The following is a 23,776-nucleotide window of genomic DNA, read 5'->3' on the forward strand; positions in this document are numbered from 1 at the left end:
CGCCTCGCTGCGCGGTTCGGCTGGCTGGCTGCACACCAGTGGCGATCGGTCGCCGCAGGCTCTCGTCGCCATCACGGGCACCAACAGCCCGGCGTCGATCTACGGTGTGGCGTTCGACGAGGATGCGGCTTCGCTCGAAGCCGGTGTCGACTACAGCTTCGGCGCCTTCCGCGTCGGTGTTGGCTATGTCGGTGTCCTGGGCAAGAACACCAAGGACAACGGCGTGACCGCAACGCTGACCTGGGGCTTCTAAGCCAGACACGTCACACCTGCGGCAAAACACGCAAGCGGCGGGGGTCAACATTGACCTCCGCCGTTTCGCTGTCTAGCGCTGGTCCATGAACTTCCTGTCCGACAACGCCGCCGCCACTTGCCCCGAAGTCATCGAGGCCGTGCTCGCTGCCAATATGGCCACCGCGCAAGCCTATGACGGCGACGCCTGGTCAGCCCGCCTCGACGCCGCCTTCGCCGACTTCTTCGGTGCGCCGTGCAGCGTCTTCGCCGTGTCGAGCGGCACGGCGGCAAACGCCCTTTCGCTGGCGGCGATGGTGCCGCCCTTTGGGGCGGTCGTTTGCCACAGCGAGGCGCATATTCACGTCGACGAATGTGGCGCCCCCGAGTTCTTTACCGGCGGTGCCAAACTGTTGCTGGTCGACGGACCACACGGCAAGCTCAGCGTCGAGCGCATCACCGCCGGGCTCGCGGCACACCGCGGCGACGTTCACCAGGTACAAGCCCGGGTGCTATCGCTGACGCAGGCGACCGAATGCGGCACGGTCTATACGCCCGGCGAACTTGCGGCACTGGGCGCGAACGCGCGGGCACAAGGGTGGCGCTTTCACCTTGATGGCGCGCGCTTCGCCAATGCACTCGCAAGCCTTGGCTGCCACCCAGGCGATATCAGCTGGCGCGCCGGCGTTGATGCGCTGAGCTTCGGGACGATCAAGAATGGCGGCATGTCGGCCGAGGCCATCGTGCTCTTCGACCGGAGCCTCGCCGACGAGCTGCGTTTCCGCCGCAAGCGGGCCGGACAAATGCCGAGCAAGGGCCGCTTCAATGCTGCGCAGCTGCTGGCGATGGTTGAAACCGGCGCAGCGCTGCGCAATGCAGCTTCAGCCAACGCCGGCGCAGCGCGGCTGGCGCAGGCGGCTCCGGCGCGGATGCTGCACCCGGTCGAGGCCAATGAGGTTTTCGCGCAGCTGGGCACGGGCGGGCCCGAGAAACTGCGGGCGCTCGGCTTTAACTTCTACGACTGGGGCGATGCCGGGTCGAACGAGGCACGCTTCGTCATTGCGTGGGACACGCCTGCCGCCAGTATCGACGCGCTCGCTGCGGCATTGGCCGCGCTCTAGGTCTGACGCATGACAACAACGTCTGGCGCGCCAGCGACCCCACAGGTGCGCGCCTTCAACCCGGCAGTTGTAGCGCAATTTGCCGGCGTCACGCTGATCTGGGGCTCGACGTGGATCGTCATCCACAGCCAGCTCGCGCTGGTGCCGCCGGCATGGTCGGTGGCGTACCGGTTCCTGCTTGCCGGCAGCGTACTGCTCGCCACTTGCCTGCTACGGCGCGACCTGCGCCAGCAGTTGCTGGGGTTTGCCGCGCGCGACCATGGCTTCGCACTGATTGTCGCGCTGATGCAGTTCTCGATCAACTTCAACCTCGTCTACATTGCACAGCGCTATCTGACATCGGGGCTGGTGGCGCTGCTGTTCGCGCTCCTGCTGGTGCCCAATGCTGTGCTTGGTGCCGTGTTTCTCGGCCAGCGGCTGACACGGCGCTTCGTCGCCGGCAGCGTCATCGCCATCACCGGGCTGGCGTTGATGTTCGGCCGCGACCTGCTGTCGGCCGGCCATGACCGCGCCGGACTGCTCACCGGGCTGGGCTTCGCACTACTTTCGGTGCTTGGCGCGTCGGTGGGTAATGTCTTGCAGGCAACGCCACGTGGCCGCGCACTGCCGGTGACGCCGCTGCTGGCGCTCGCCATGGCCTATGGTAGCCTGCTCAACTGCGCCTATGCCTGGGTCAGTGCCGGACCACCGCAAATCAACCTGTCGCCGCTCTATATCGGCGGCTTGCTCTATCTGGCGCTGGTCGCCTCGGTGCTGGCGTTCAGCCTGTACTACCGGCTGCTCCGTAACATCGGCCCCGGCCCAGCGGCCTATACCAGCGTGCTGATCCCGGTGCTGGCGATGGCATTGTCGACGGCGTTCGAATCCTATGTGTGGTCACCACTCGCCGCAGCCGGCGCCGCACTCGCGATCGCAGGTATGGTATTGGCGTTAAGCGGCCGCCGCTGAGGCCGCCGTACCGGGTTCCTATTCGGCAGCGACCCGCGTTTCGAGTGCCTGACAGGCGCGCCAAACCTTTTCGACCGTCGCCGGCATTTCGATTTGGACCCCGTCCAGCGCATCGATGATGGCGTTGATGATCGATGGCATGGCGCCGATGGTGCCGGCTTCGCCGCAGCCTTTCACGCCGAGCGGGTTGGTCGGGCTGGGGGTGCCGAGCGTATCGAAATGGATGTGCGGCATGTCATCGGCGCGCGGCATGCCATAGTCCATGAACGAGCCGGTGACGAGCTGCGCGTCGTCCGAATAGACGACATCTTCGAGCAGCGCCTGGCCGAGACCTTGCGCGACGCCGCCGTGGATCTGGCCCTGCACGAGCATCGGATTGACCAGAATCCCGAGGTCGTCGCACAGGCTGTAGCGCGCCACCTTGGTGGTGCCGGTTTCGGGGTCGATCTCGACTTCGGCGATGTGGCAACCGTTGGGGAAGGTCGGGCGCGGGTTGTCCGGCTTGTAGCGCGCGCGGCCATCGAGCGCGCCGGGGTGGAGCGTCGCCAGTTCGGCAAGGCTCAGCGTGCGGTTGGTGGCACGGGCACGGAACACGCCTTCCGAATAGTCGACATTGGCGTCGTCGAGCGCGGTCTTGGCGAGCTCGATGCCGCGCGCGACCATCTCGTCGCCGGCCTGCAGTGTCGCGGCGCCACCCCAGGCCATGCTGCGCGAGCCGCCGGTGCCGTTGCCCTGATCGAGGCGGTTGGTGTCGCCTTGGACTATGCGGACCTGCTCCATCGGGATGCCCAGCCGTTCGGCGAGGACCTGCGCATAGACGGTCTCATGGCCCTGGCCGTTCGACTGGGTGCCGACAGCGGCTTCGACGATGCCGGCCGGGTTGACCTTGATGTCGGCGAATTCGTCCTGGCTGCCGCCGCCGGCGATTTCGACATAATAGGCCATGCCGCGACCGTAGCGGTGGCCACGCTTTGCAGCCGCCGCCTTGCGCGCCGGGAAGCCGGCCCAGTCGGCGTCGGCCAGCGCCTTGTCGAGCACGGCGGGGAAGTTGCCGACATCGAACTCAAGGCCGAGGCCGTTGTGGTGCGGCAGTTCATCGGGGCGCAGCAGGTTGCGGCGGCGGATTTCATCGGCGGGGATGCCCAGCGTCCGGGCGCCAGCCTCGATCAGCCGCTCCATGATGTAGGTCGATTCGGGACGACCGGCGCCGCGATAGGCATCGACCGGTGCAGTGTTGGTCATCACGCCATGGACATGGTTGTGGATGGCGGGAATCCGGTAGACGCCGCCGATGATGCGGCCGCCGGCCATCGTCTGGATCGCCGGGCCGAACTGCGCCTGATAGGCGCCGAGGTCGGACCAGGTTTCGACCTGCAACGCGGTGATCATGCCGTCCTTGTCGAAGCCGAGCTTGGCATCGCTGACCATGGCGCGGCCGTGCGAGTCGGTCTGGAAGGCGTCGCTGCGCTCACCGGTCCATTTGACCGGCTTACCGAGCGCGCGCGCGGCGTGCAGCACCAGAACATATTCGGGGTACATGAACGCTTTCATGCCGAAGCCGCCGCCGACATCGCCGGTGACGACGCGGACCTGGTCGGGGGTGGTGCGCAGGATGCCGGCGATCATCGGCCGGCCGGCGGCGACGCCCTGGCCGCCGAAAGTCAGCGTGAAGCCGGTGGTTGCGTCATATTCGCCGACAGCGGCGCGGACTTCCATCGATGTCGGCGCGACGCGGTTCTGGACGATGCGCAGGCTGGCGACATGGTGCGCGCCGGCGATGCCCTTGGCAGCGCCTTCGCCGTCCCCGAGCTGCCAGTCGAAGATCAGGTTCGACGGCGCATCGGGCCAGACCTTGGGGGCGCCCGGCGCGATGGCGGCGTCGATCGAGGCGACCACCGGCAGTTCGTCATAATCGACCTCGATCGCCTCGGCGCCGGCCCGCGCGGCTTCGCGGGTTTCGGCGACGACGAAGGCGACGCCGTCACCGACGAAGCGGACGCGCTCGGCGGCGAGCAGCGTGCGCGGTGTCTTGATCGGGCCCGATAACGGCACCAGGCACGGCACCTCGCCATACTCGGCGATATCCTTGTAGGTATAGACCGCCACGACACCTTCGACGGCGAGCGCCGGTGCGGTGTCGATGCTGCGGATGACGGCATGCCCATAGGGCGAGCGCAGCGTCACGGCGAACAGCGTGCCGGGCAGTTGCAGGTCATCGGTGTAGCGCCCGGCGCCGGTCAGCAGCCGGAAATCCTCGACGCGCTTGACTGATTGTCCAACCCCGAATTTCATCGATCCATATCCTTCAGACAGCCCCGCAGGCCTTGTACATAGTCAGCGTAGCGCAACCGCACGCCAAGGTCGCGCGTCATTTTCGTCGCAGCGATTCGGCGGTTTTCAGCATAGAATCCGCGCGCCATTTGCGAAAGCAGCGGCGTGTCGAGCGGCTCGATCGGCGGGTAGGGTACGCTGAGTAAGTCGCAGGCAAATTCGATCACCGCGTTGCCGGTGGCGGGCAGGCTGTCGGCGATGTTGTAGACGCCCGGCGCACCGCGCGTCAGGCTCGCCATCACCGCCTGCACGATGTCATCGACATGGATGCGGCTGAACAAATGCCCAGGTGCGTCGATGCGGTGGGCATTGCCGCTGGCGACGCGGTCAAGCGCCGAGCGGCCGGGACCATAGATGCCGGGCAGCCGGAATACGCGGACTGCGGGGTGCAGTGCCTGCCACGCCAGATCGGCGGCGACGCGCGCGCTGCGACGGCCATTGCCGACGGGCGCGGTTTCATCGACCCAGGCGCCATCGGTGTTGCCATAGACGCCCGTCGACGACAGGTAGCCGAGCCATTGTGCCGGGGCAGCGGCCAGCGCGGCGGCGTGCGCGGCGAGCACCGGATCGCTGCCATCGCGTGCCGGCGGCACCGATGACAGAATGTGCGTCGCGGTGGCGATTGTACCGGGCAGTTCGGGTGAGTCGAGCGTCAGCACGCCGGCGCCGGGTTGCGAACGCACTGCCGTGACGCTGCCGCCCAGCGCAGTGAACGCCGCGGCAACGCGCGACGCAGTATAACCGAGGCCAAGGACGAGTAGGTGCATCGACAACCCAATACGTCGGCAAGCTGCCCGTGGCGAGACTATGCAGTGCGGTTGCGATAAATTCCCCCTCGGCGTTATGCTGTGATGCCGACTCGGCAGGACGATCGCGCGGCATCGGGGAGATAGAGGATGGCCACACCGACATTGGCGCATTTTGCTGCGGATACCGCAATCGAACCCTTGATGGCCGCGCTGCGCCGTGACGGTGCGGTGATTGTCGATGACGTTATCGCCCCTGACGCGCTCGCCGCGCTAAATGCTGAGCTGGCGCCCTATATTGCGGCAACGCCGAACGGGCGCGACAGCTTTACCGGCAATCTGACGACGCGGACCGGCGCGCTGGTAGCGCGGTCGGCGCAAGTGCGCACGCTTGTCATGGACAGACTGATTGCAGCCGCTGCCGACGCGTTGTTGCTGCCGTTCTGCGAGCGCTGGCAACTCCATCTAACGCAGGCCATCCGCATCAAGTCAGGGCAGGGTGCACAGGTCATCCACCGCGACCGCTGGGCCTGGGGCACGCACCTTGGGCATCTCGAGCCGCAGCTCAACACCATCTGGGCGGTGACCGATTTCACCCGGGCCAATGGCGCAACGCAGGTAGTGCCGGGCTCGCTCGAATGGCCCGATTCACGCAAGCCCGAGCCGCATGAAATTGGCTATGCCGAAATGAGTGCCGGTTCGGTGCTGATCTACACCGGCGGGGTGTTCCACGGCGGCGGCGCCAATGTCAGCGACGGTGATCGCATCGGGCTTAACATCACCTACACGCTGGGCTGGCTGCGGCAGGAGGAGAACCAGTATCTCGCTTGCCCGCCGGACATTGCGCGCGGCCTGCCACCCGAGCTGCAGGCGGTGCTGGGCTATGCGATGGGCAGTTATGCGCTGGGCTATTATACGCCGCCGCTGCCGCCGGGCGCGGGGCCGGAGGTGGTTCCACCTGAATACTCGCTCGGCCGCAGTGCTGCCGATGCAACTTTGGGCGATGCTGCATTGCTCGCCGCGATTTCAGCAGAAGTTGCTGCAAACTAAGCCGAAAATGCCGGTCTCGGGCGGCGGAGTATGCCGTCAATCTGTTCAGTCTTTACGGGTCTAGCGTATTTGCACGATATAGTTTGATATCAAACTATATCGTGCTTGGCGTTCCGGCCTATTCGACCCCCGGCTCACCCAGATGCTCGGCCTTCCACTGCATCGCGGTTTCAACGCGGGTACGGCCTGACGGGTGGTCGTAGAAGATGATTTCTTCCCACTTGCCGGGTTCGAGCTTGCGGTAGGCCGACAGCTTCATCGCGGTTGCGGCAAAGCCGTCGGGCGCGCGTGCGGCGTTGAGGCCGAACTGGTCGGCTTCCTGTTCCTGAACGCGGATGATGGTGTTGACCAGCGGCGTCATCACCACGAAGTACGCCGATATCACCAGGATCGCGATCGGAAGGGCGCCGGGGTCGGCAAGCGATTGCACTCCCCATTTCGGGTTGCGGCGCAGCAGCGCCGGCACGAAATGGTTGATTGCCAGATAGCCGCCCAGAATGATCAGCGCGAAATAGATGACCATCGACCAGATGTGGTTGAGCACATAATGGCCGAGCTCATGGCCCATCACCGAGCGCACCTGCGCCGGTGTCGCCTGGTTGAGCAGATTGTCATTGAGCGCGACGCGCATCGTGCTGCCCAGCCCCGCGACATTCGCCGAGATGCGCTTGGTCTGGCGCGAGGCATCGACGACCAGCACGTCATGCGCGGGCACGCCGTTGGCGCGCGCCATCGAAAGGATCTGGTCGCGCAGCGGGCTTGCGGTCATCGGCTTGTAGGTATTGAACAGCGGTTCGACAAACACCGGCGCCACGGCAATGAAGAACGCCATGAAGAAGGCGGTCACCACCGCGCCCCACGCCCACCAGTTTTTCGGCGTCGCGCGGATCAGTCGCAGCATCCCCGACGCCAGCAGCGTGAAGACGATCAGGCTAATCAGCGCGTTCTTGACCCAGTCGCCGAGCCATTGCCCGAAATTCTGGTTCGACATGCCGTACTGGTGTTCGCGGAAATACGTGACGTAAAGGTCCCACGGGAACTGCAAGAGCGCGACGATGCCGATCAGCACGAACGCCGCCAGCATCGCGTGCAGCCATGGACGGTTGCCAGTGACACGCTTGGCCCAGGCCGAAATCTTCGCCGCCCAGCCCGACCGCATCAGAAAGATCATGATCACCGCGGTGACCACGAAGCTCCACAGGATCAGCCAATAGCCGCCTTCGAAATAGGCGTCGGACTTGGCCCGCGCCACGCCGCTGACGGTGGCCAGATAGGCCTGTGTCGCCGCTTCCACTGAAAATGCCGGATTGGCCATGGTCGTGAGTCCCTGTGTTATCTTGATATAACACTAATGCTGTCCGCAATTGCGCGCAACTGCAAATCCGCTGGCCGGAAAACGCTGATTGGCGGGAACCCCGGTGCCCGTCAGGGGTTGAGACTGTATCCGGTCGGCACGGTGCCACCGGTTGCAAATCAGGAGCCACCGACATGGGCGAATTGATCGACAAGACCAAGGGCCTCGGCAACGAGATCGCCGGCAAGGCCAAGACGGCACTCGGCGAAGCGACCGACAATCCCAAGCTGACCGCCGAAGGCGATGTCCAGCAGGTCAAGGGCCAGATGCAGAACGTCAAGGGCAGCGTCAAGGGCGCGCTCGGCGACAAGATCTGACCGTGATGCCCGGTGCGCCAGCCCCCCGGCGCACCGGGCACTACATTCTGACGCGCGCCGGTCAGCCTTTGGTATTGGACGTGGCCGGCGACGCAAGCACCACCAGCCGGACCAGCGCGGGCAACGACTTCGCGCCGATCTTCTTCATGATCGCGGCACGGTGTGTCTCGACGGTGCGCTGGCTCAGGCCGAGATCTGCCGCAATGTTCTTGCTCGGCTGGCCCGCCAGCACGCGGTCCATCACTTCACGCTGACGCGGCGTCAGCGTTGCGAGCCGCGCCTGCGCGACCCGTCGCGCGCCTTCCGGTTCGTCCACCTGGCGTTGGCCGAGCACTGCAGTGATGCTGGCGACCAGCGTGTCGCCGCGCACGGGCTTGGCAATGAAGTCGCTGGCGCCGGCTTTCATCGCCTCGACCGCGATACCGATGTCGCCGTGCCCGGTGATCATGATGGCGGGCGAACTGTCGCCACGTGCCGCCAGTTCACGAAGCAGTTCGAGCCCGCTCATGCCTGGCAACCGCACATCGATCAGCAGGCAGCCGCCGCCATTGCCGCGCCGGCGCGAACCATGGCCGCTATAGTCTGCCAGAAATTCCTCGGCGGAGGCAAAACCCCGCGACAACCAGCCATGGTCTTCGAGTAGTGCACACAGCGCGGTGCGCACCGCATCATCATCATCGATGACACATATCAGTCCGTCACCGGCACTCGCGTCACGTGGTGCCAATACCGGTAACGTTCCCGGCGCCAGCAAGTCGCCGATGATCCGCGACAGCGCCGGCAGCTTCACCGGCTTGCTGAGCTGGACGCAATTATGATGCGTGATGTCGCGCAGGCTGCGGGTCGAGATGTCGCCGGTCAGGATGATCGCCGGGATCAGCCGCCCGGCCCGGCCGCGCAGCTGGGTCACCAACTGCAGCCCGTCGATGCCGCCCGGCAGATTATAGTCGGCGAGAATCAGATTGGGCTCGACCCCGAGCTTGGCGACCATTTCAAGCGCCGCGGTGGCGTTCACTGCGGTCAGCGTGTCGAAGCCCTCGCCGGTGAGGATGAGGTCGAGCAGGTCGAGAATTTCGGGATCGTCGTCAACGATCAGGATGGTGCCCGCGACCGACCCGTTGACAGCCGGTACCTCGGCTTCGGCCGGTGGCGCCGCCAGTTGCGCGGTGACCGGCGGTACCTCGACGGCGACGCCGAACATCGAACCACGTCCCGAGGCCGAACGGACGCTGATCTTGTGACCCAGCAAAATCCCCAGCCGCTTGACGATCGACAGCCCCAGGCCGAGACCGCGGCTGCGTTCGCGCGCTTCATTGTCGAGCTGGTGATATTCCTCGAAAATCGCCTGCTGTTCGGCTTCGGGGATGCCGATGCCGGTGTCCCATATCTCGATACGGATTTCGCCGTGCCGGCGCCGACAGCCGACGAGCACCTTGCCGCGCTGGGTGTATTTGAGCGCATTCGACAGCAGGTTGCGCACCATCTGTTCGAGCAGCGCTGGATCGCTGTAGACGTGCAGCGCTGATGGCACGACGCGCAAGTCGATGCCCTTGGCGCGCGCGCTATAGCCGAATTCGGTGCGCATGCGGTCGAGCAGGTCGCCCACCGGAAACGCCAGCTTCTCGGCATGGACGTTGCCGGCTTCGATGCGGTTGATATCGAGCAGCGCATTGAGCATCCCCGACATCGCGCCCAGCGTTTCGTCGAGCCGCGCCACCAGCCGCGTTGCCTGCGTGCCGGTGACGACGCGCGCCAGCAGCCCGTGCAGCAGCGTCAGCGTCTGCAGCGGCTGGCGCAAGTCATGGCTCGCCGCGGCCAGGAACCGCGACTTGGCAATGGTGGCGAGCTGCGCGACGCGCTTGGCGGCTTCGAGCGCTTCGGCGATTTCGCGGCGTTCGGTGATGTCGACGAAGGTGATGACGACGCCTTCGACGCTGCCGTCCTGCGCGCGGTACGGCATGATGCGGCGCATGTACCAGGCGCCGGTGCGCGCTTCGATTTCGCGCTCGATCGGGGTTTCGGTCTTGAGCACGGTGCGCGCATCGGCGGGCAGCGCGCTGTCGGCGGCGAGCGAGCTGAGGTCCGACAGCGGCCGCCCGACATCGCCGTCAATGACGCTGAACAGCAGCTTGGTCGCCGGGGTGAAGAAGCGGATGTTGAGTTTGGGATCGAGGAACAGCGTTGCGACATCGGTGCTGAACAGCACGTTCTGCAAATCGTTCGAGGTCGTGCGCTGGCGTTCGAGCGTTTCCTGCAACTGGCTGTTGAGCGCGGTCAGTTCCTCGTTGAGCGACTGCAGCTCCTCTTTCGAGGCCAGCATTTCCTCGTTGGTCGCCTGATACTCCTCGCTGACCGACAGCGCCTCCTCGTTGATCGCCTTCTGCTCCTCGCCCGACATTTCGAGGCTGCGGATCGCGCCGTGGAGTTCCTCGCGGGTCGCGGCGAGTTCGGCTTCGAGTTCGGCGACCCGGCTCTGGTCGCGCGCCGGAACGGCATGACGCCGCGCCGCCGGCACATCGTCATCGATGAAGGCGACAAAGACCAGCGCCTCGCCGTCGCTGGTCACCGGTTGCGCGACGATGCGGAAACCGGTTCGGATGCCGTCGTGGAGCAAATGGCCGCCGCCGACTTCGACGCGCGCGGCCTTTTCCTGCGCCAGCCCGATCGCCGACCGCAATTTGGTGCGCACCCCGTCGCGCGCCATCGCCAGCACGTCGTTGGCCGGCAGCCCCGGGGCGATGCGCAGGTAGCGGTCGGTCGGGCCGAGGTGGAACAGGCATTCGTTGCGGGCATTGACCAGCACTGCGGCAGGGGCGAAATTGTCGACCACCATCAGGCGGCATAGCTCGCCGAGCACCGCGGCGCGTGACGGCTTCTGCGGCGTGCGGTTGCGCGCTGGCGGCGCGCCGCTTGCCGACGTCAGCGCCAGTGGCGTGGTGCTGTTGGCGCCCTGCTTGCGGAAAATTCGCCCGGCCTTGCTGATGACGGTAAAGCGCCCGTCGCTACTGTTGACGGTTTCGGCGCTGCCGAGCAACAGGACGCCGCCGATGCGCAGCGCGAAGTGGAAGATGGAGATGACCCGCGCCTGCGCCTCGGGCTGCAGGTAAATCAGCAGATTGCGGCACGAAATCAGATCGAGCCGCGAGAATGGCGGGTCGCCGAGCACATCCTGACGCGTGAAGACCACGGCGTTGCGCAGATCGGGCACGATGCGGTAGCCGTTTTCTTCGCGGGTGAAGAAGCGCGCCAGCCGGGCCGGGGTGATGTCGGCAACAACGGCTTCGGGATAGACGCCCTCGCGCGCACGGTTGACCGAGTCGAGGTCGAGATCGGAGGCGAAAATCTGCAGCTTGATGTCGCGTTGCGCGGCGGCAACGCCCTCGCGCAGCAACATCGCCAGCGAATAGGTCTCCTCGCCGCTGCTGCAGCCGGCAATCCACACGCGCAATGTCTCGCCCGCCGCCTTGCCCTTGATCAGCGCCGGGATGATTTTCTGTTCGAGTTCGTCGAAAACCTTCGCATCGCGGAAGAAGCTGGTGACATTGATCAGCAGGTCCTTTGACAGCGCCTCAAGCTCCTTGTCGTCCTTTTTGAGCAGCTCGATGTAGCGGTCCATGCCGTCGGGTTCGATCGCCGCCATCGCCAGCCGGCGCTCGGTGCGGCGTTGCAGCGTGCCGGGCTTGTAGAGGCTGAAATCATGCGCGGTCTTGGCGCGCACCAGTTCGATGATATCGTTGAGCCAGTGCGCCGCGCCTTCGGGCTCGCCATCGGCCTGTGTATCCGAAAGCCCGATGCGGCGGGTGTACTTGGCCAGCGCCGCCGGGATCGCCGCGACATCGAGCACCATGTCGACAAGCCCGGTCGCCATCGCACTGCGCGGCATGCCGTCATATTCGGCCTGTTCGGGCGTTTGCGCGACGATCAGCCCGCCGGCTTCCTTGATGGCCTTCAGCCCAAGGCTGCCATCGCCGCCGGTACCTGACAGCACCACGCAGGCAGCGCGGCGACCGTAATCGTGCGCCAGCGACAGCAGCAAATGGTCGAACGGCAGCCGCGACCCGTGCGGCGCGAGCGGCGGGCTGACGCGCAGCATGCCGGCTTCCACCGACAGATAGGTGCCCGGCGGAATGATGTAGAAATTGCCCGGCTCGACTGCCATGCCGTCGCCGGCCTCGACAACGCGCATCGTCGTATGGTGCGCGAGCAGTTCGGCCATCAGGCTCTTGTGGTTCGGGTCGAGGTGCTGGACGAGGATGAACGCCATGCCGCTGTCGGGCGGCACCGCATCGAGCAGCTTGCTGCAGGCATCGAGCCCGCCCGCCGAAGCACCGATGCCGACCACGGCAAAGCCCGGTCGCGGCGCGGCCGTCGTATTGGCTTTGCGGGCCGCTGCAGGCATGGCAATCGGCACTCTTGCTTTCCGGCGCGACGGCGCGGTGGCCCTTTGGCTGGGCGTAACGGCGCAATCGGCGCCGGGCGGGTGCCACACTAGCGAACCTTCGGGCCGCGCTGTCAACCTCGGGACCGCCACTACGTAGATTCCGAGGGGGTATGTCAGTAGCAGTCATGCGGTATCAGTCGCCATGGTCGCCACCTCATCCAAATGCGCCATCTTGATCGTCGAAGATGATGCGATGATCGCCATGCTGCTCGCCGAGATGCTCGAAGCGATGGGCCATAGCGTCTGTGCCATCGAGGCGACCGAAGCCGGCGCCGTGGCGGCAGCGCTTGCCCACCGGCCGGGACTCATGATTGTTGATGCGCATTTGCAACAGGGTAGCGGCGTCGCTGCGGTGACCGCCATCCTCGCCACCCAGTCCATCCCGTGCATTCTGGTCAGCGGCGATATCGCCGAAGTCCTTGGCCAGAGCCCGCGCGCCGTCATGCTGGCGAAACCGTATAGCGAAGCGGGGCTGGCCGCAGCGATCAGCCGGGCCGTCGCAAGCTGAGGGAACCCTTGTGGTGTCGGTGCGTTGAGCGCGGCAAGCCGCTGTTGACACGATTGTGTGTTGGCACCGGTAGCACAAGGAAGCCCAACATGCGCACCATCCTGATCACGTCGACTATCGCTGCAGCACTGCTGCTGACCGCCTGCAACACCATGTCGGGCGCCGGCAAGGACGTCAGCTCGGTCGGCAAGGCCACCACCAAGGCTGCCGACAAGGCCAAGAACTAGTCGCTCGGCTCAGGCAGGCCACACTGACTGTTGCGAAATAGCGACAGTCCGCTGCCGAGTTCCTCGTGCACCGGAACCTACAGTGCGCCTGCCTGTTCTAGACCGCGTCAACTCTGACGCCGGATTATCCCGAAAAGGGGAAAAATTTGAAACACATCCTATTATGCGCCGTGCTGCTGGCTGGCACTGCATCCGTTTCGGCCCAGGCCTATGAATTCGACGGCTTCCGCGTTGAAGGCCAGGGCGGCTGGGACAATCTGAAGTTCGATGGCGTCGGCCAGGGCTTCAACACCAAGGTCGATGACAAGGGCTGGGTGTACGGCGCCGAAGGCGGCTACGACATGCGCCTGTCGGACAGCATGATCCTCGGCGTGTTCGGCAACTATAACTGGTCGACCGTCAAGGCGACCGGCTTCGACGGCCTCGGCGGCGTGACCACCGCAGATGCCAAGCACGAATGGTCGGCCATGGGCCGCCTCGGCTTCAAGATCACCCCGTCGACGCTGCTGTACGTCGCCGGTGGGTACGCCAAGACCAAGGTCGACTACAATTATACCCCGGTTGCATCGCTGGTCAGTTTCGACTCGTCGCAGAGCTATGGCGGCGTCCGCGGCGCTGTCGGCCTCGAGCAGGGCCTCGGCAGCCACGTCTATGCCAAGGTTGAGTACCGCTACACCAACTATCAGGATGGCCTGTCGCGCAACCAGGTCGTCGGCGGTATCGGTGTCCGCTTCGGCCAGTACAGCCCGCCGCCCGAAGCCGCTGCACCGCCGCCGCCGCCGCCCGCGCCGATGGCTGAAGCTGCACCGTTGCCGCCTTGTCCGCCCGCAGCCGTGACGCCGGGGCCGTTCCTGGTGTTCTTCGACTTCGACAAGTCGCTGATTACGCCTGAAGCCTCGGCGATTCTCGATCGCGCTGCCGAGCAGTTCGCTGCAACGGGCCAGGTCAGCGTCGCACTGACCGGCAACACCGATACCTCGGGTAGTGCCGACTACAACATGGCACTGTCGCAGCGTCGCGCCGATGCCGTGCGCAACTACATGGTCGGCAAGGGCGTTCCCGGCGGTGCCGCATCGGCAACCGGCGTCGGTGAAACCAACCTGCTCGTGCAGACCGCCGACGGCGTCCGCGAACCGCAGAACCGCCGCGTCGAAATCGTCTTCGGCGGTGTCGCCGCGACGATGCCGGCAACCCCCTGCACGCCGCAATAACGGCGACGCAGGCCATCGGCCGATAATCGGGGGCGTCCGCAAGGGCGCCCCCTTTTTTTTCGGTAACAGGGGACGAACAAGGGCCTCCGGCGGGCAGGCCGCAGGCCTGCACCAATTGATTTGGGGCGGTGCCGCCGCGCGCCACCTGCCGCCGCTTCAACCAAACAAAACCCGCTCATCCCGAGCGAAGTCGAGGGACACGCCCGACCGTAGGCGCGTCCCTCGACTTCGCTCGGGATGAGCGGGGTGGGTGATTGTCTGCCAAATCAATTGGTGCAGGCCTGCGGCCTGCCCGCCGGAGGCTCTTGAATCCTGTCAGCTGTGCTGCTGCAGCATCTCGACCTGGTCCATGATCTGGTCGACCATCGGCGCAGAGTTTGCCTTGTCGCCCTTCTGCCTCGACGGCAGGACGCCGGTCTCCATCATCGCGGCCAGCGCGACGCGGCCGCGGGCGACACGGCTTTTGATGGTGCCGACCGCGCAGCCGCAGATTTCGGCGACTTCTTCATATGCCATGCCGCCGGCGCCGACGAGGATCAGCGCCTCGCGCTGCAGATCGGGGAGCTGGAGCAGCCCGCGCTGGACGTCGGACAGCGCGATGTGGGCTTCCTGGTTGGCGGGCTGGGCGAGCAGCAGGTCGGCGGTGAATTCGTCCCACTCACCCTTGAAGCGGGCACGCCGGACCTGGCTGAAATAGTGGTTGCGCAGGATGACATAGGTCCAGGCGCGCATGTTGGTGCCGGCGCGGTAGCGGCTGCGCGCGCTCCACGCCTTGAGCAGCGCTTCCTGCACCAGATCATCGGCGAGATCGACGCTGCCCGAAATCGAACGGGCATAGATGCGCAGCGGGGCGATCACCGCGCTGAGCTGGTTCTTGAATTCGGTGTCCGACAGGCCTTCGGGTGCCGGCGTAGCGACGGCTTCGTCTTGGCCAAGCCGGTCGAGCAGGTCGATGAAGGCTTGCGGCAGCTTGGCGGCTTCGGCTTCGGCGAAGGCGACGCGCAGCAGCGCGCCGAGATCGCGCTCGGCCGCAGTTTGTGCCGCAGCGCCGGGCAGACGGCCGGATTTGGGCGGGAGCGATGATGCCATGGTCGGGGCCTTTCTGCTGGGGTTCATGGGCGCCATGTCAGCCGCCGATGCGCGCGGTCGAGTTGAAGAACATCGCCTGCGAAATCGCTGCCTCGACGGTGGGCACCTGGAACGGCTTGGTGATCAGGAAGGTCGGCTCGGGGCGCTCGCCGGTCAGCAGCCGTTCGGGGAACGCCGTGATAAAGATCACCGGCACAGGGCGTTCGGCGAGCATCGCCTTGACCGCGTCGATACCGCTGCTGGCGTCGGCGAGCTGGATATCGGCGAGCACCAGCCCCGGCGGCTCGGCGTGGAACGCCGACATGGCTTCGGTCAGCGTCGTCGCGATGCCGGTGACGTCATGGCCAAGGTCGCGGACGATGGTTTCGAGGTGCATCGCGATGATCGGTTCGTCTTCGATGATGAGCACGCGGGCGCGCGTCTGGCGTTCGATATCGGCGAGCGCCTGCGCGACATGCGCGCGAACTTCGTCTTCGCTGCAACCGAGCAACCAGGCGCTGTCGGTGACGGTGAAGCCCTCCATCGCGCCAAGCAGCAGTGCCTGCCGGGACTTGGGCATCAGCGCCGCGAGCCGCGCTGCTGCCACCGATTCGAAGCTGTTGCCGGCATCGACTTCGACAGGCTCCAGCGCATCGGCATCAAACGCCGCCTGGAAGCATTTGTAGAGGCCGAGGTTGGGCGCGACGCCAGCCGGAAAGCATGACGGGTCGGCGACAATGGCGGCAAGCGTCGCTTCGACCAACCGGTCGCCGGCCGCCTGTGACCCCACAAGCGCGCGTGCATAGCGACGCAAAAACGGGAGATGCGGAGCGATCTGCGTGGCGAGCGGCATTGCAGGGAACCTCTTGGTATTTGAAACATTATCGAACTGCACGTCCGGTGCCTGCGGGTCTCGCCGGCGCCACGGGCGAGCTACATCAGGTTGACAACACACAGGCCAAACAATGGTTCCACCCCGGCAGAAATTTTTTGCGCCCAGTCGATGATGGCCTGCAAACGCCCTTCCGATGCACGGTCGCCAGCCGACGCGCTGCTGCCGGCACTGTCGCTTGATCCACATGGGCTTAGCACATTGCTTCACTTGGCGTATGATCCGGTTTTGGCCGTACCAGCCTCGCCACGCATTGCGGCGCTGCTGCGCCAGCTTGAATGATCGGCGCCCGTCGCGATGTCTCTGGTCTCCCGCACCGCGTCCAGTCGCTTGCCACTGTCGGCGCTGGTGCTGCTCGTCATGGCGATGATGCTGCTGCCGCTGGGAATCCTCGCGACACTGCTGACGATGGCCGACTACCGCGCCGCGATTGCCGGGCCGGCGCCGCTGGTGCTGGCGCAGTGGGTGCGGATTGCGCTGCCGTTGCTTCTGTGGGTGCTGGCGCTGGCGGGCGGCTGGTTCGCGTTGCGCGCCATGACCATATTGCCGCTGCGCCATTTGCAACGCCTCGTCGAAGCGTCCGGGCATGACCTCGAACACGCCGACTATGGCAGCCGCGAACTTGCGACGCTGGCCGAAAGCATCGTCGCGCTGGCAGCCGCTGTCGATCGCCACAATGCCGAACTCGATGCCGCGCTGGTCGAACAAAGGCGGCTGACGCGCGAAGTCCACCACCGCGTCAAGAACAGCCTTCAAATTGTATCGAGCCTGTTGTCGTTGCACGCGCGCGGGCTGTCGACGCCGGCGATTGTCGCGACCTATGCGGCGATGCAGGCCCGCGTCAGCGCGCTGACGATGGTCCACCGCTGGATCTATGACGAACGCGGTGCCGATGCCGTGGACTTGCGCGCACTGGTCGCCGACCTGGCCGGGGCGCTTGAGCTCAGCCTCGCCGGACCCGAGCACCGCAGCGTCGGCATTGCGCAGCGCGATGTGACGGCGCTCGATATCGCACCCGATTCGGCGATTCCGGTGGCCTTCCTGATTACCGAGCTCGCCAGCATAGCCGTGCAGGCAAGCCCGCCGGGCCGGGTCATGCTGGCGATCGGCGCAGCGCGCGACGGTGATGCGGTATCGGTTGCGGTGAACACCGACGCGTTCATCGGCGGCGATTGTCTCGGCGCCGATGATAATATTGCGTCGACGCGGATCATCTACGGGATGGTGCGCCAGTTGCGCGGCAAGCTTCACCACGACAGTGTCGCGGGCAGCTACCGGCTCGATTTCTCCGACGTCCGCTAGGCGGTCGCACCCGTCAGGCGTTTCCACAGCCGCAGCGCCAGCGACGGTGTGAAAGCGTCTTCGCCGGCTTCGACCGCGGTGCGTGCTGCGACCACAGCGGCGGCTGTCCGCACATCGCGGTCGATCGGCCCGGCGCGGTCGGGCACCATGCCTTCGTCGGCGGCGTTGCTGCGGTCGGCAAGGTCTTGCGCCCATTCGTCGAGCAGCTGCAATTTTTCAGCGCGCGACAGGCTCGCGTCATCGACAACGGCCTGCGGGGTTTCGAAAAACGCCGCCGGGTCGCCGGCCACGACATCGAACGGGGCGCTGTTATCCTGGGTGTCCATCTGGCTTCTCCGCTTGGTTGACCTTGCCGAGACCAACGACGGCGGTGGTTGGTTCCGCCCGGAAAAGGCACCCGGACGCGGCAAAGGAACCTTTTGGCGGATGCTTTGTTGAACCTTGCAATCACTCCCCGGCACCGCGCCGGGTCCAGCGCAAGGATCTGCACATGCTTCGTTACGCCCTGATCTTCCTCATCATCGCCATCGTCGCCGGCGTGCTCGGCTTTGGCGGCATTGCCGGCGCCGCTTCGCAGATCGCGGTGCTGCTATTCTGGGTTTTCGTGGTGCTCTTCATCGTGGGTCTGGTCATGCACCTGGCGCGCGGTCGCGGCGCCTCGCTTTAACTGCATCGCTTCACCAACCGTCAGCCCAGGGGGTCGGCCGTGTCCATTTCGCCCTACCATGATCTCGAAACAGCGAAACCGCTTCACCGTGGCCAGCGGGCCTATTGGGGTGGGCTGGGGATGATCCTGATTGGGCTGCTGGCCATCGCCAGCTACTTCATCTTCCCCGCTATCGCGGCACCTGCCGCTGCCGGGTCGCCAACCGCGACCCACGCAGTCGCCCCACGCTGAGCCACCAACGCATCAATCCGGAAAGGAAATCGCCATGCCCATCATGAGCCTGCTTATCACCCTGATCGTCGTCGGCGTCCTGCTCTGGCTGGTCAACAGCTACATCCCGATGGATGCCAAGATCAAAAACATCCTCAACATCGTTGTCGTGATCATCGTCGTGCTCTGGCTGTTGCAAGCCTTTGGCGTCCTTGGCTCGCTCGGCGGGATGCGCGTCGGCTAACACACCGATCGCGCGGCGTGGTCATGCCAACTCCCCTGCAACGCCCCCCGCAGAGGCATGACCACGCCACTTTTCTGAAGTCCAAGGAGTCTACATGCTCAAGACCCGCAACACCCTGTCCGAAGCCGTCCGTGCCAAATCGGTCGCGTTGCTCAACACCCACCTGGCCGCTGCCATCGACCTGCATGCACAGCTCAAGCAGGCGCACTGGAATGTTCGTGGCCCCGGCTTCATCGCCGTGCATGAACTGTTCGACACGGTCTCGGCGTCGGTCGAGGACTATTCTGACCTGATCGCCGAGCGCGCCGGCCAGCTCGGCGGCACTGCCGAAGGCACGATCCAGATCGCCGTCAAACAGTCCAAGCTGGTGCCGTACCCGCTCGGCCTTGCCGACGAGGACAGTCACATCTTCGCCGTCAGCGGCGCGCTCGCGGCTTTCGGGCAGATGGTGCACGCCGCCATCGATGCCTCGACCAAGGCTGGCGACAGCACCACAGCCGACCTGTTCACCGAAATCTCGCGCGGTATCGACAAGGAACTTTGGTTCGTCGAATCGCACGCCGCGTTCAAAAAGTAGCGTTCATTCACCTGTTACCCGTCGCGCCGTCACTCCACGCAACAACATCAAAGGAAATCCCCATGAAACGTATTCTTATGCCGTCGATCCTCCTCGCGACCGCCGCGCTGACGCTCGCCAGCTGCCAGAAGAAGACTGAAGACGTTCAGGCCGATGCTGTCCGCAACGACACCCAGGCCACCGCCGCGGCAGTCGATGACCGTGCCGACACCATCGAAGCCAACGGCAAGGCCGACGCCAGCATGACGAAGAACGCCACCGAGAACCAGGCTGACGCGTTGCACAACCAGGCCGACGCCATCGAAAACAACGGCGAAAAGCGCGCCGATGCCATCGAAGACGGCAAGGTGCCGCCGGCACCGGTCACGCCCAAGCCTTAAACGCCTGACAGTGACGTGGGCGCTGCGGCGCCCACGTCACTGTCACGGCAAAACTTTCCCCGCCGGGTGATGCGGCTTGCCAGCGTTCGCTGCAGCATGCCAAGGACGTGAAAACGACCAAAATCCAGGGGAACACCATGCTGACAGCCGGCGACGACTATCCGATTCATCAGGCGGCGACGCCGGTGGCGATTGCGGGCACCGACCGCAATTTCTACGACCGCTTCTTCTTCAACGGCTACTCCCCCGACGGCACGCTGTTTTTCGGCGGTGCGATGGGGATTTATCCGCATCTCAACATCATCGATGCGGCGTTTTCGGTCACCGACGGGGTGACACAGCGCTCGATGTTCGCATCGCGCAACCTCAACCACGAACGCATGGACACGCGCGTCGGGCCGATTTCGGTGAAAATCGAACATCCGCTGCAGCGCGTGCGGCTGACGGTTGCCGACAATGAGTCCGGGATATCGGCCGATCTAGTCTTCACCGGTCGCGCCGCGCCGATCGAGGAGCCGCGCTTCACGCGCACCAACGGCGCACGCACGCTGATGGATATCACCCGGATGACGCAGAACGGCAGCTACGCCGGCCATCTGAAAATCGACGGCAAGACGCATGACGCCAAGGGCTGGATGGGCACGCGCGATCGCAGCTGGGGCGTGCGGCCGATCGGCGCGCCCGATACGCAGCCGATGCTGCCGCCGGTGCCGTTCCAGTTCTACTGGCTGTGGGCGCCGCTAAATTTCAAGGACTATGCGCTGTTCTTCCACACCAACGACGATTCGACCGGCGCGCCGTGGAACCGCTCGGCGCTGCTCGTGCCGCTCGATGGTTCGGAACCGATCCATCTGTCGGCCCCGGCGTCGACTTTGGTGTTCAAGCCCGGCACGCGCCACGCGAGTTCAGCCCAGCTGACCGGCATGACGCCGGCCGGGCCGGTGACCGTCGACCTGCAGATCGAACGCACCTTCTTCATGAATGGCATCGGCTATACGCATCCGACGCGCGGCCACGGCATGTACCAGGGCGAGGACTCGCTGGCGTTCGAAACGCTCAACGTCGGACCATCGACCGAAGCCGAAGTCGGCAACAATCACATCCAGGCGCTGGCGTCGGCGACGCTGACGCTGCCCGATGGCCGCAAGGTCGAAGGTCGCGGCGTGCTCGAGCAGTTGATTATCGGGCCGCATGCGCCAACGGGGTTCAAGGATATCTTCGACCTCGCTTAATTCGAGGGGGCGTAATGCGGGGTGCTTGCGAGGCGGCACCGCGAACCTTAGGTCATGGCTGAACGCGGTCCGCCACCACCGCCCTGCCCATAAGGATTGCCGATGATCGACGCCGCCGGAACGCCGCAGACAATCCGCCTCAGTGATTACCGTCCGCCGGCCTGGCGCGTGCCGCAGGTCGCGCTCGACTTTAATCTCGGCGCCGAAAGCACCCGCGTCACCGCGCGGCTGACGGTCGAGCGCAACGGCAAGCGCAGCGAACCGCTGGTGCTCGACGGGCAGGGGCTGACGCTTGTTTCGGTCAAGCGCGACGGCGTGGCGCTCGATGTGCAACCGGTCGGCGAGACTTTGACCATCGACATTCCCGGTGACAGCGCGGTCATCGAAACGGTTGTCGACATCGCACCCGCCACCAACACGCGGCTGATGGGTCTCTATGCGTCGGGCGGCATGTTGTGCACTCAGTGCGAGGCCGAGGGCTTCCGCCGCATCACCTTCTTCCCCGACCGCCCCGATGTGCTGTCGGTTTATGACGTCAAGCTGACCGCCGACGCGGCGCTGTATCCGGTGCTGCTGGCGAACGGCAACGAAGTCGCGACAGGGCAATTGCCCGACGGCCGCCACTGGGCGCAGTGGCACGACCCGTGGCCCAAGCCGAGCTATCTGTTCGCGGCGGTCGCGGGCAATCTGTCGCCGCTGCGCGATACGTTCGTCACCGCGTCGGGGCGCACGGTCGACCTGGCGATCTGGGTGGCGGCCGACGATGTGCCGCGCTGCGCGCATGCGATGGCGGCGCTCAAGACCTCGATGCGCTGGGACGAGGTCAACTACGGCCGCGAATATGACCTCGACCGCTTCAACATCGTCGCGGTCGGCGATTTCAACTTCGGCGCGATGGAGAACAAGGGCCTCAACATCTTCAACTCGCGCTACATATTGGCCGACGCCGATACCGCGACCGACGCCGATTTCGACGCCATCGCCGCGGTCGTCGCGCATGAGTATTTCCACAACTGGACCGGCAACCGCATCACCTGTCGCGACTGGTTCCAGCTGTCGCTGAAGGAAGGCCTGACGGTGTTCCGCGACCAGCAGTTCAGCGCCGACCAGGGCTCGGCGGCGGTACGCCGCATCGATGACGTGCGGATGCTGCGCGCCGGCCAGTTCCCCGAAGACGCCGGGCCGATGGCACACCCGATCCGACCGGATTCATATATCGAAATCAGCAATTTCTACACCGCCACCATCTACAACAAGGGCGCCGAAGTCATCCGCATGATGGCGACCTTGCTCGGCCCAGATGGCTTCCGCGCCGGCACCGACCTGTATTTCGACCGCCACGACGGCCAGGCCGTGACCACCGAGGATTTCGTCCGCTCCATGGAGGATGCCTCGGGGGTCGACCTCGCGCAGTTCCGTAACTGGTATGCCCAGGCCGGTACGCCGCACCTCGATGCGCGCATCACCCACGATGCCGCCGCGCGCACCGCGCAGCTCCACCTGTCGCAGACGCTGGCGCCGACGCCGGGCCAGCCGGTCAAGCCGGTGATGCAGCTGCCGCTGCGCGTCGCGCTGTTCGGCGGCACCACCGGCAAGCGCCTTGGCGACGAGCGGCTGGTCAGCCTGACCGAGGCTTCGGCCACCATCGACTTCGACAATATCGACGAGCCGCCGGTCGCCTCGCTGAACCGCGGCTTTTCGGCGCCGATCATCGTGCAGTCCGACCGTAGCCGCGCCGATCTGGCGTTCCTGTCGGCGCACGACGATGACCCGTTCGCGCGCTACGAGGCGCTGCAGCAGCTCGGCCAGGCGACCTTGCTCGACAGCGGCGATGACAGTGACCTCGTCGCGGCGATTGGCGCGACGCTGAACTCGGGCCTCGACGCGGCGTTCATTGCCGAGGCGGTGCTGCTGCCGTCCGAAGCGATGGCCGGCGACGCGATGGCGGTCGTCGATGTCGATGGGCTCCACACACGCCGCGAAGCCGTGCGCCGCCGCATCGGCAGCGACCTCAACGCGCAGTGGTGGGCGGTTTATCACGCCAACAACGCCAACCGCTACGAGCTCACCCCCGAAGCCAAGGGCCGCCGCCGGCTGCGCAACGTCGCGCTGGGATACCTGATGGCGAACGACGATGCCGAGGCGGTCGCAACCGCCTTCAAGCAGTTCGAAACCGCCGACAACATGACCGACCGCATGGCGGCGTTGAACGTGCTCAGCCACTCGAACGCCCCCGAACGCGATGCCGCACTCGCCGCGTTCCACGCGCGCTACGCCGACAACGCGCTGGTGCTCGACAAATGGTTCAGCGTGCAGGCGATGTCGACGCGCGCCGACACCCCCGCCGCGGTCGCCGCGCTGATGACCCACCCCGATTTCAGCTACACCAACCCCAACCGGCTACGCGCACTCGTCGGCGCCTATGCTGCGAACCAGGTGCGCTTCAACGCCGCCGACGGCAGCGGCTACCGGCTGGTCGCCGACGCGGTGCTCGCCGTCGATGCACTCAACCCGCAAGCGGCGGCGCGACTGGTGTCACCGCTCGGCCGCTGGAAACGCTTCGACGCCGCACGCGCGGCGTTGATGCGCGCCGAGCTGGAGCGGATTGTCGCGACCGAAGGGCTGTCGAAAGACGTGTTCGAGATTGCCAGCAAGAGTTTGGTTTAAGGGCCTCCGGCGGGCAGGCCTGAGGCCTGCACCCGATTGTTGGGTGCAGGGG

At 65.5% G+C, this 23,776-nt stretch carries 23 protein-coding genes; 16 read left to right on the forward strand and 7 right to left on the reverse strand.

What is annotated here, in order from left to right:
* The 3 genes from EUV02_RS15690 to EUV02_RS11880 form a co-directional block, all read left to right on the forward strand.
* On the forward strand, positions 1–253 hold a 253-nt coding region (locus EUV02_RS15690), incomplete at its 5' end, for an autotransporter domain-containing protein (RefSeq protein ID WP_166430616.1).
* Between the two features lie 85 nt (positions 254–338).
* Complete coding sequence (locus EUV02_RS11875) at positions 339–1,352, forward strand: threonine aldolase family protein (RefSeq protein WP_135246514.1); 1,014 nt, start codon at positions 339–341, stop codon at positions 1,350–1,352.
* A 9-nt stretch (positions 1,353–1,361) separates the two neighbouring features.
* Positions 1,362–2,300 (forward strand): DMT family transporter, encoded by a 939-nt coding sequence (locus EUV02_RS11880; RefSeq protein ID WP_135246515.1) that lies wholly within the window; start codon positions 1,362–1,364, stop codon positions 2,298–2,300.
* 18 nt (positions 2,301–2,318) lie between these two features.
* Here EUV02_RS11880 and EUV02_RS11885 read toward each other — a convergent pair whose 3' ends face one another.
* Positions 2,319–4,592, reverse strand: a complete 2,274-nt coding sequence (locus tag EUV02_RS11885) for a xanthine dehydrogenase family protein molybdopterin-binding subunit (protein ID WP_135246516.1) — start codon at positions 4,590–4,592, stop codon at positions 2,319–2,321.
* A complete protein-coding gene (locus EUV02_RS11890) occupies positions 4,589–5,398 on the reverse strand; it encodes a Rossmann-fold NAD(P)-binding domain-containing protein (protein WP_135246517.1) in 810 nt (269 codons plus the stop codon). The genes EUV02_RS11885 and EUV02_RS11890 overlap by 4 nt, the downstream gene beginning before the upstream one ends.
* 129 nt (positions 5,399–5,527) lie before the next feature.
* Here EUV02_RS11890 and EUV02_RS11895 point away from each other — a divergent pair, with 129 nt between their 5' ends.
* Positions 5,528–6,427, forward strand: coding sequence for a phytanoyl-CoA dioxygenase family protein (locus tag EUV02_RS11895; protein WP_135246518.1), 900 nt, complete (start codon positions 5,528–5,530; stop codon positions 6,425–6,427).
* A 118-nt stretch (positions 6,428–6,545) separates the two neighbouring features.
* Here the strand turns inward: EUV02_RS11895 and EUV02_RS11900 are convergent, their stop codons facing one another.
* Positions 6,546–7,742 (reverse strand): M48 family metallopeptidase, encoded by a 1,197-nt coding sequence (locus tag EUV02_RS11900; protein ID WP_135246519.1) that lies wholly within the window; start codon positions 7,740–7,742, stop codon positions 6,546–6,548.
* A 173-nt stretch (positions 7,743–7,915) separates the two neighbouring features.
* On the opposite strand from EUV02_RS11900, the gene EUV02_RS11905 reads away from it, so the two are divergent.
* On the forward strand, positions 7,916–8,098 hold the full coding sequence (locus EUV02_RS11905) for a CsbD family protein (RefSeq protein ID WP_135246520.1): 183 nt from the start codon (positions 7,916–7,918) through the stop codon (positions 8,096–8,098).
* A 61-nt stretch (positions 8,099–8,159) separates the two neighbouring features.
* On the opposite strand, the gene EUV02_RS11910 is transcribed toward EUV02_RS11905, so the two are convergent.
* Complete coding sequence (locus EUV02_RS11910) at positions 8,160–12,497, reverse strand: chemotaxis protein CheB (RefSeq protein ID WP_135246521.1); 4,338 nt, start codon at positions 12,495–12,497, stop codon at positions 8,160–8,162.
* Positions 12,498–12,681: 184 nt separating this feature from the next.
* Between EUV02_RS11910 and EUV02_RS11915 the strand changes: the two genes are divergently transcribed.
* The 3 genes from EUV02_RS11915 to EUV02_RS11925 all read left to right on the forward strand — a co-directional run bounded on the left by EUV02_RS11915 (position 12,682) and on the right by EUV02_RS11925 (position 14,485).
* Positions 12,682–13,047 carry a response regulator gene (locus EUV02_RS11915; protein WP_135246522.1) on the forward strand — a complete coding sequence of 122 codons (366 nt, stop codon included), beginning with the start codon at positions 12,682–12,684 and terminating at the stop codon, positions 13,045–13,047.
* Between the two features lie 89 nt (positions 13,048–13,136).
* Positions 13,137–13,274 carry an entericidin A/B family lipoprotein gene (locus tag EUV02_RS11920; protein WP_135246523.1) on the forward strand — a complete coding sequence of 46 codons (138 nt, stop codon included), beginning with the start codon at positions 13,137–13,139 and terminating at the stop codon, positions 13,272–13,274.
* 146 nt (positions 13,275–13,420) lie between these two features.
* On the forward strand, positions 13,421–14,485 hold the full coding sequence (locus EUV02_RS11925) for an OmpA family protein (RefSeq protein WP_166430617.1): 1,065 nt from the start codon (positions 13,421–13,423) through the stop codon (positions 14,483–14,485).
* A gap of 315 nt (positions 14,486–14,800) precedes the next feature.
* Here EUV02_RS11925 and EUV02_RS11930 read toward each other — a convergent pair whose 3' ends face one another.
* Positions 14,801–15,433 (reverse strand): sigma-70 family RNA polymerase sigma factor, encoded by a 633-nt coding sequence (locus EUV02_RS11930; RefSeq protein WP_424022196.1) that lies wholly within the window; start codon positions 15,431–15,433, stop codon positions 14,801–14,803.
* A gap of 178 nt (positions 15,434–15,611) precedes the next feature.
* Positions 15,612–16,406 carry a response regulator gene (locus EUV02_RS11935; RefSeq protein WP_135246526.1) on the reverse strand — a complete coding sequence of 265 codons (795 nt, stop codon included), beginning with the start codon at positions 16,404–16,406 and terminating at the stop codon, positions 15,612–15,614.
* Positions 16,407–16,742: 336 nt separating this feature from the next.
* Here EUV02_RS11935 and EUV02_RS11940 point away from each other — a divergent pair, with 336 nt between their 5' ends.
* Positions 16,743–17,747 carry a sensor histidine kinase gene (locus EUV02_RS11940; RefSeq protein ID WP_135246527.1) on the forward strand — a complete coding sequence of 335 codons (1,005 nt, stop codon included), beginning with the start codon at positions 16,743–16,745 and terminating at the stop codon, positions 17,745–17,747.
* Here the strand turns inward: EUV02_RS11940 and EUV02_RS11945 are convergent.
* Positions 17,744–18,073, reverse strand: coding sequence for a hypothetical protein (locus EUV02_RS11945; protein WP_135246528.1), 330 nt, complete (start codon positions 18,071–18,073; stop codon positions 17,744–17,746). The genes EUV02_RS11940 and EUV02_RS11945 overlap by 4 nt on opposite strands.
* Before the next feature lie 164 nt (positions 18,074–18,237).
* On the opposite strand from EUV02_RS11945, the gene EUV02_RS11950 reads away from it, so the two are divergent.
* From EUV02_RS11950 to pepN, 7 genes are all read left to right on the forward strand, one after another.
* Positions 18,238–18,414, forward strand: coding sequence for a DUF1328 domain-containing protein (locus tag EUV02_RS11950; RefSeq protein WP_135246529.1), 177 nt, complete (start codon positions 18,238–18,240; stop codon positions 18,412–18,414).
* A 39-nt stretch (positions 18,415–18,453) separates the two neighbouring features.
* Entirely contained in the window at positions 18,454–18,645 is a 192-nt protein-coding gene (locus EUV02_RS11955) for a hypothetical protein (protein WP_135246530.1), read from the forward strand.
* 34 nt (positions 18,646–18,679) lie between these two features.
* On the forward strand, positions 18,680–18,868 hold the full coding sequence (locus tag EUV02_RS11960; RefSeq protein WP_135246531.1) for a Thivi_2564 family membrane protein: 189 nt from the start codon (positions 18,680–18,682) through the stop codon (positions 18,866–18,868).
* A 94-nt stretch (positions 18,869–18,962) separates the two neighbouring features.
* Complete coding sequence (dps, locus tag EUV02_RS11965; RefSeq protein ID WP_135246532.1) at positions 18,963–19,445, forward strand: DNA starvation/stationary phase protection protein Dps; 483 nt, start codon at positions 18,963–18,965, stop codon at positions 19,443–19,445.
* A gap of 62 nt (positions 19,446–19,507) precedes the next feature.
* Positions 19,508–19,825, forward strand: a complete 318-nt coding sequence (locus tag EUV02_RS11970; RefSeq protein WP_135246533.1) for a hypothetical protein — start codon at positions 19,508–19,510, stop codon at positions 19,823–19,825.
* 107 nt (positions 19,826–19,932) lie between these two features.
* Positions 19,933–21,057 (forward strand): Rv3169 family protein, encoded by a 1,125-nt coding sequence (locus tag EUV02_RS11975; protein WP_243445896.1) that lies wholly within the window; start codon positions 19,933–19,935, stop codon positions 21,055–21,057.
* 102 nt (positions 21,058–21,159) lie between these two features.
* Positions 21,160–23,724, forward strand: a complete 2,565-nt coding sequence (pepN, locus tag EUV02_RS11980; RefSeq protein ID WP_135246534.1) for an aminopeptidase N — start codon at positions 21,160–21,162, stop codon at positions 23,722–23,724.
* Positions 23,725–23,776: the final 52 nt, after the last annotated feature.

Source organism: Glacieibacterium arshaanense (genome assembly GCF_004681125.1).
GTDB classification, from domain to species: Bacteria; Pseudomonadota; Alphaproteobacteria; order Sphingomonadales; family Sphingomonadaceae; genus Polymorphobacter_A; species Polymorphobacter_A arshaanense.

Excerpts from the sequence above, each read along its gene's own strand:
- EUV02_RS11890 (WP_135246517.1), bottom strand. The coding sequence starts at position 5,398 with ATGCACCTACTCGTCCTTGGCCTCGGTTATACTGCGTCGCGCGTTGCC.
- EUV02_RS11920 (WP_135246523.1), top strand. The coding sequence starts at position 13,137 with ATGCGCACCATCCTGATCACGTCGACTATCGCTGCAGCACTGCTGCTG.
- EUV02_RS11945 (WP_135246528.1), bottom strand. The coding sequence starts at position 18,073 with ATGGACACCCAGGATAACAGCGCCCCGTTCGATGTCGTGGCCGGCGAC.
- EUV02_RS11950 (WP_135246529.1), top strand. The coding sequence starts at position 18,238 with ATGCTTCGTTACGCCCTGATCTTCCTCATCATCGCCATCGTCGCCGGC.
- EUV02_RS11915 (WP_135246522.1), top strand. The coding sequence starts at position 12,682 with ATGGTCGCCACCTCATCCAAATGCGCCATCTTGATCGTCGAAGATGAT.
- EUV02_RS11895 (WP_135246518.1), top strand. The coding sequence starts at position 5,528 with ATGGCCACACCGACATTGGCGCATTTTGCTGCGGATACCGCAATCGAA.
- EUV02_RS11880 (WP_135246515.1), top strand. The coding sequence starts at position 1,362 with ATGACAACAACGTCTGGCGCGCCAGCGACCCCACAGGTGCGCGCCTTC.
- EUV02_RS11940 (WP_135246527.1), top strand. The coding sequence starts at position 16,743 with ATGTCTCTGGTCTCCCGCACCGCGTCCAGTCGCTTGCCACTGTCGGCG.
- EUV02_RS11960 (WP_135246531.1), top strand. The coding sequence starts at position 18,680 with ATGCCCATCATGAGCCTGCTTATCACCCTGATCGTCGTCGGCGTCCTG.
- EUV02_RS11970 (WP_135246533.1), top strand. The coding sequence starts at position 19,508 with ATGAAACGTATTCTTATGCCGTCGATCCTCCTCGCGACCGCCGCGCTG.
- dps (WP_135246532.1), top strand. The coding sequence starts at position 18,963 with ATGCTCAAGACCCGCAACACCCTGTCCGAAGCCGTCCGTGCCAAATCG.
- EUV02_RS11900 (WP_135246519.1), bottom strand. The coding sequence starts at position 7,742 with ATGGCCAATCCGGCATTTTCAGTGGAAGCGGCGACACAGGCCTATCTG.
- EUV02_RS11910 (WP_135246521.1), bottom strand. The coding sequence starts at position 12,497 with ATGCCTGCAGCGGCCCGCAAAGCCAATACGACGGCCGCGCCGCGACCG.
- pepN (WP_135246534.1), top strand. The coding sequence starts at position 21,160 with ATGATCGACGCCGCCGGAACGCCGCAGACAATCCGCCTCAGTGATTAC.
- EUV02_RS11875 (WP_135246514.1), top strand. The coding sequence starts at position 339 with ATGAACTTCCTGTCCGACAACGCCGCCGCCACTTGCCCCGAAGTCATC.
- EUV02_RS11885 (WP_135246516.1), bottom strand. The coding sequence starts at position 4,592 with ATGAAATTCGGGGTTGGACAATCAGTCAAGCGCGTCGAGGATTTCCGG.
- EUV02_RS11935 (WP_135246526.1), bottom strand. The coding sequence starts at position 16,406 with ATGCCGCTCGCCACGCAGATCGCTCCGCATCTCCCGTTTTTGCGTCGC.
- EUV02_RS11905 (WP_135246520.1), top strand. The coding sequence starts at position 7,916 with ATGGGCGAATTGATCGACAAGACCAAGGGCCTCGGCAACGAGATCGCC.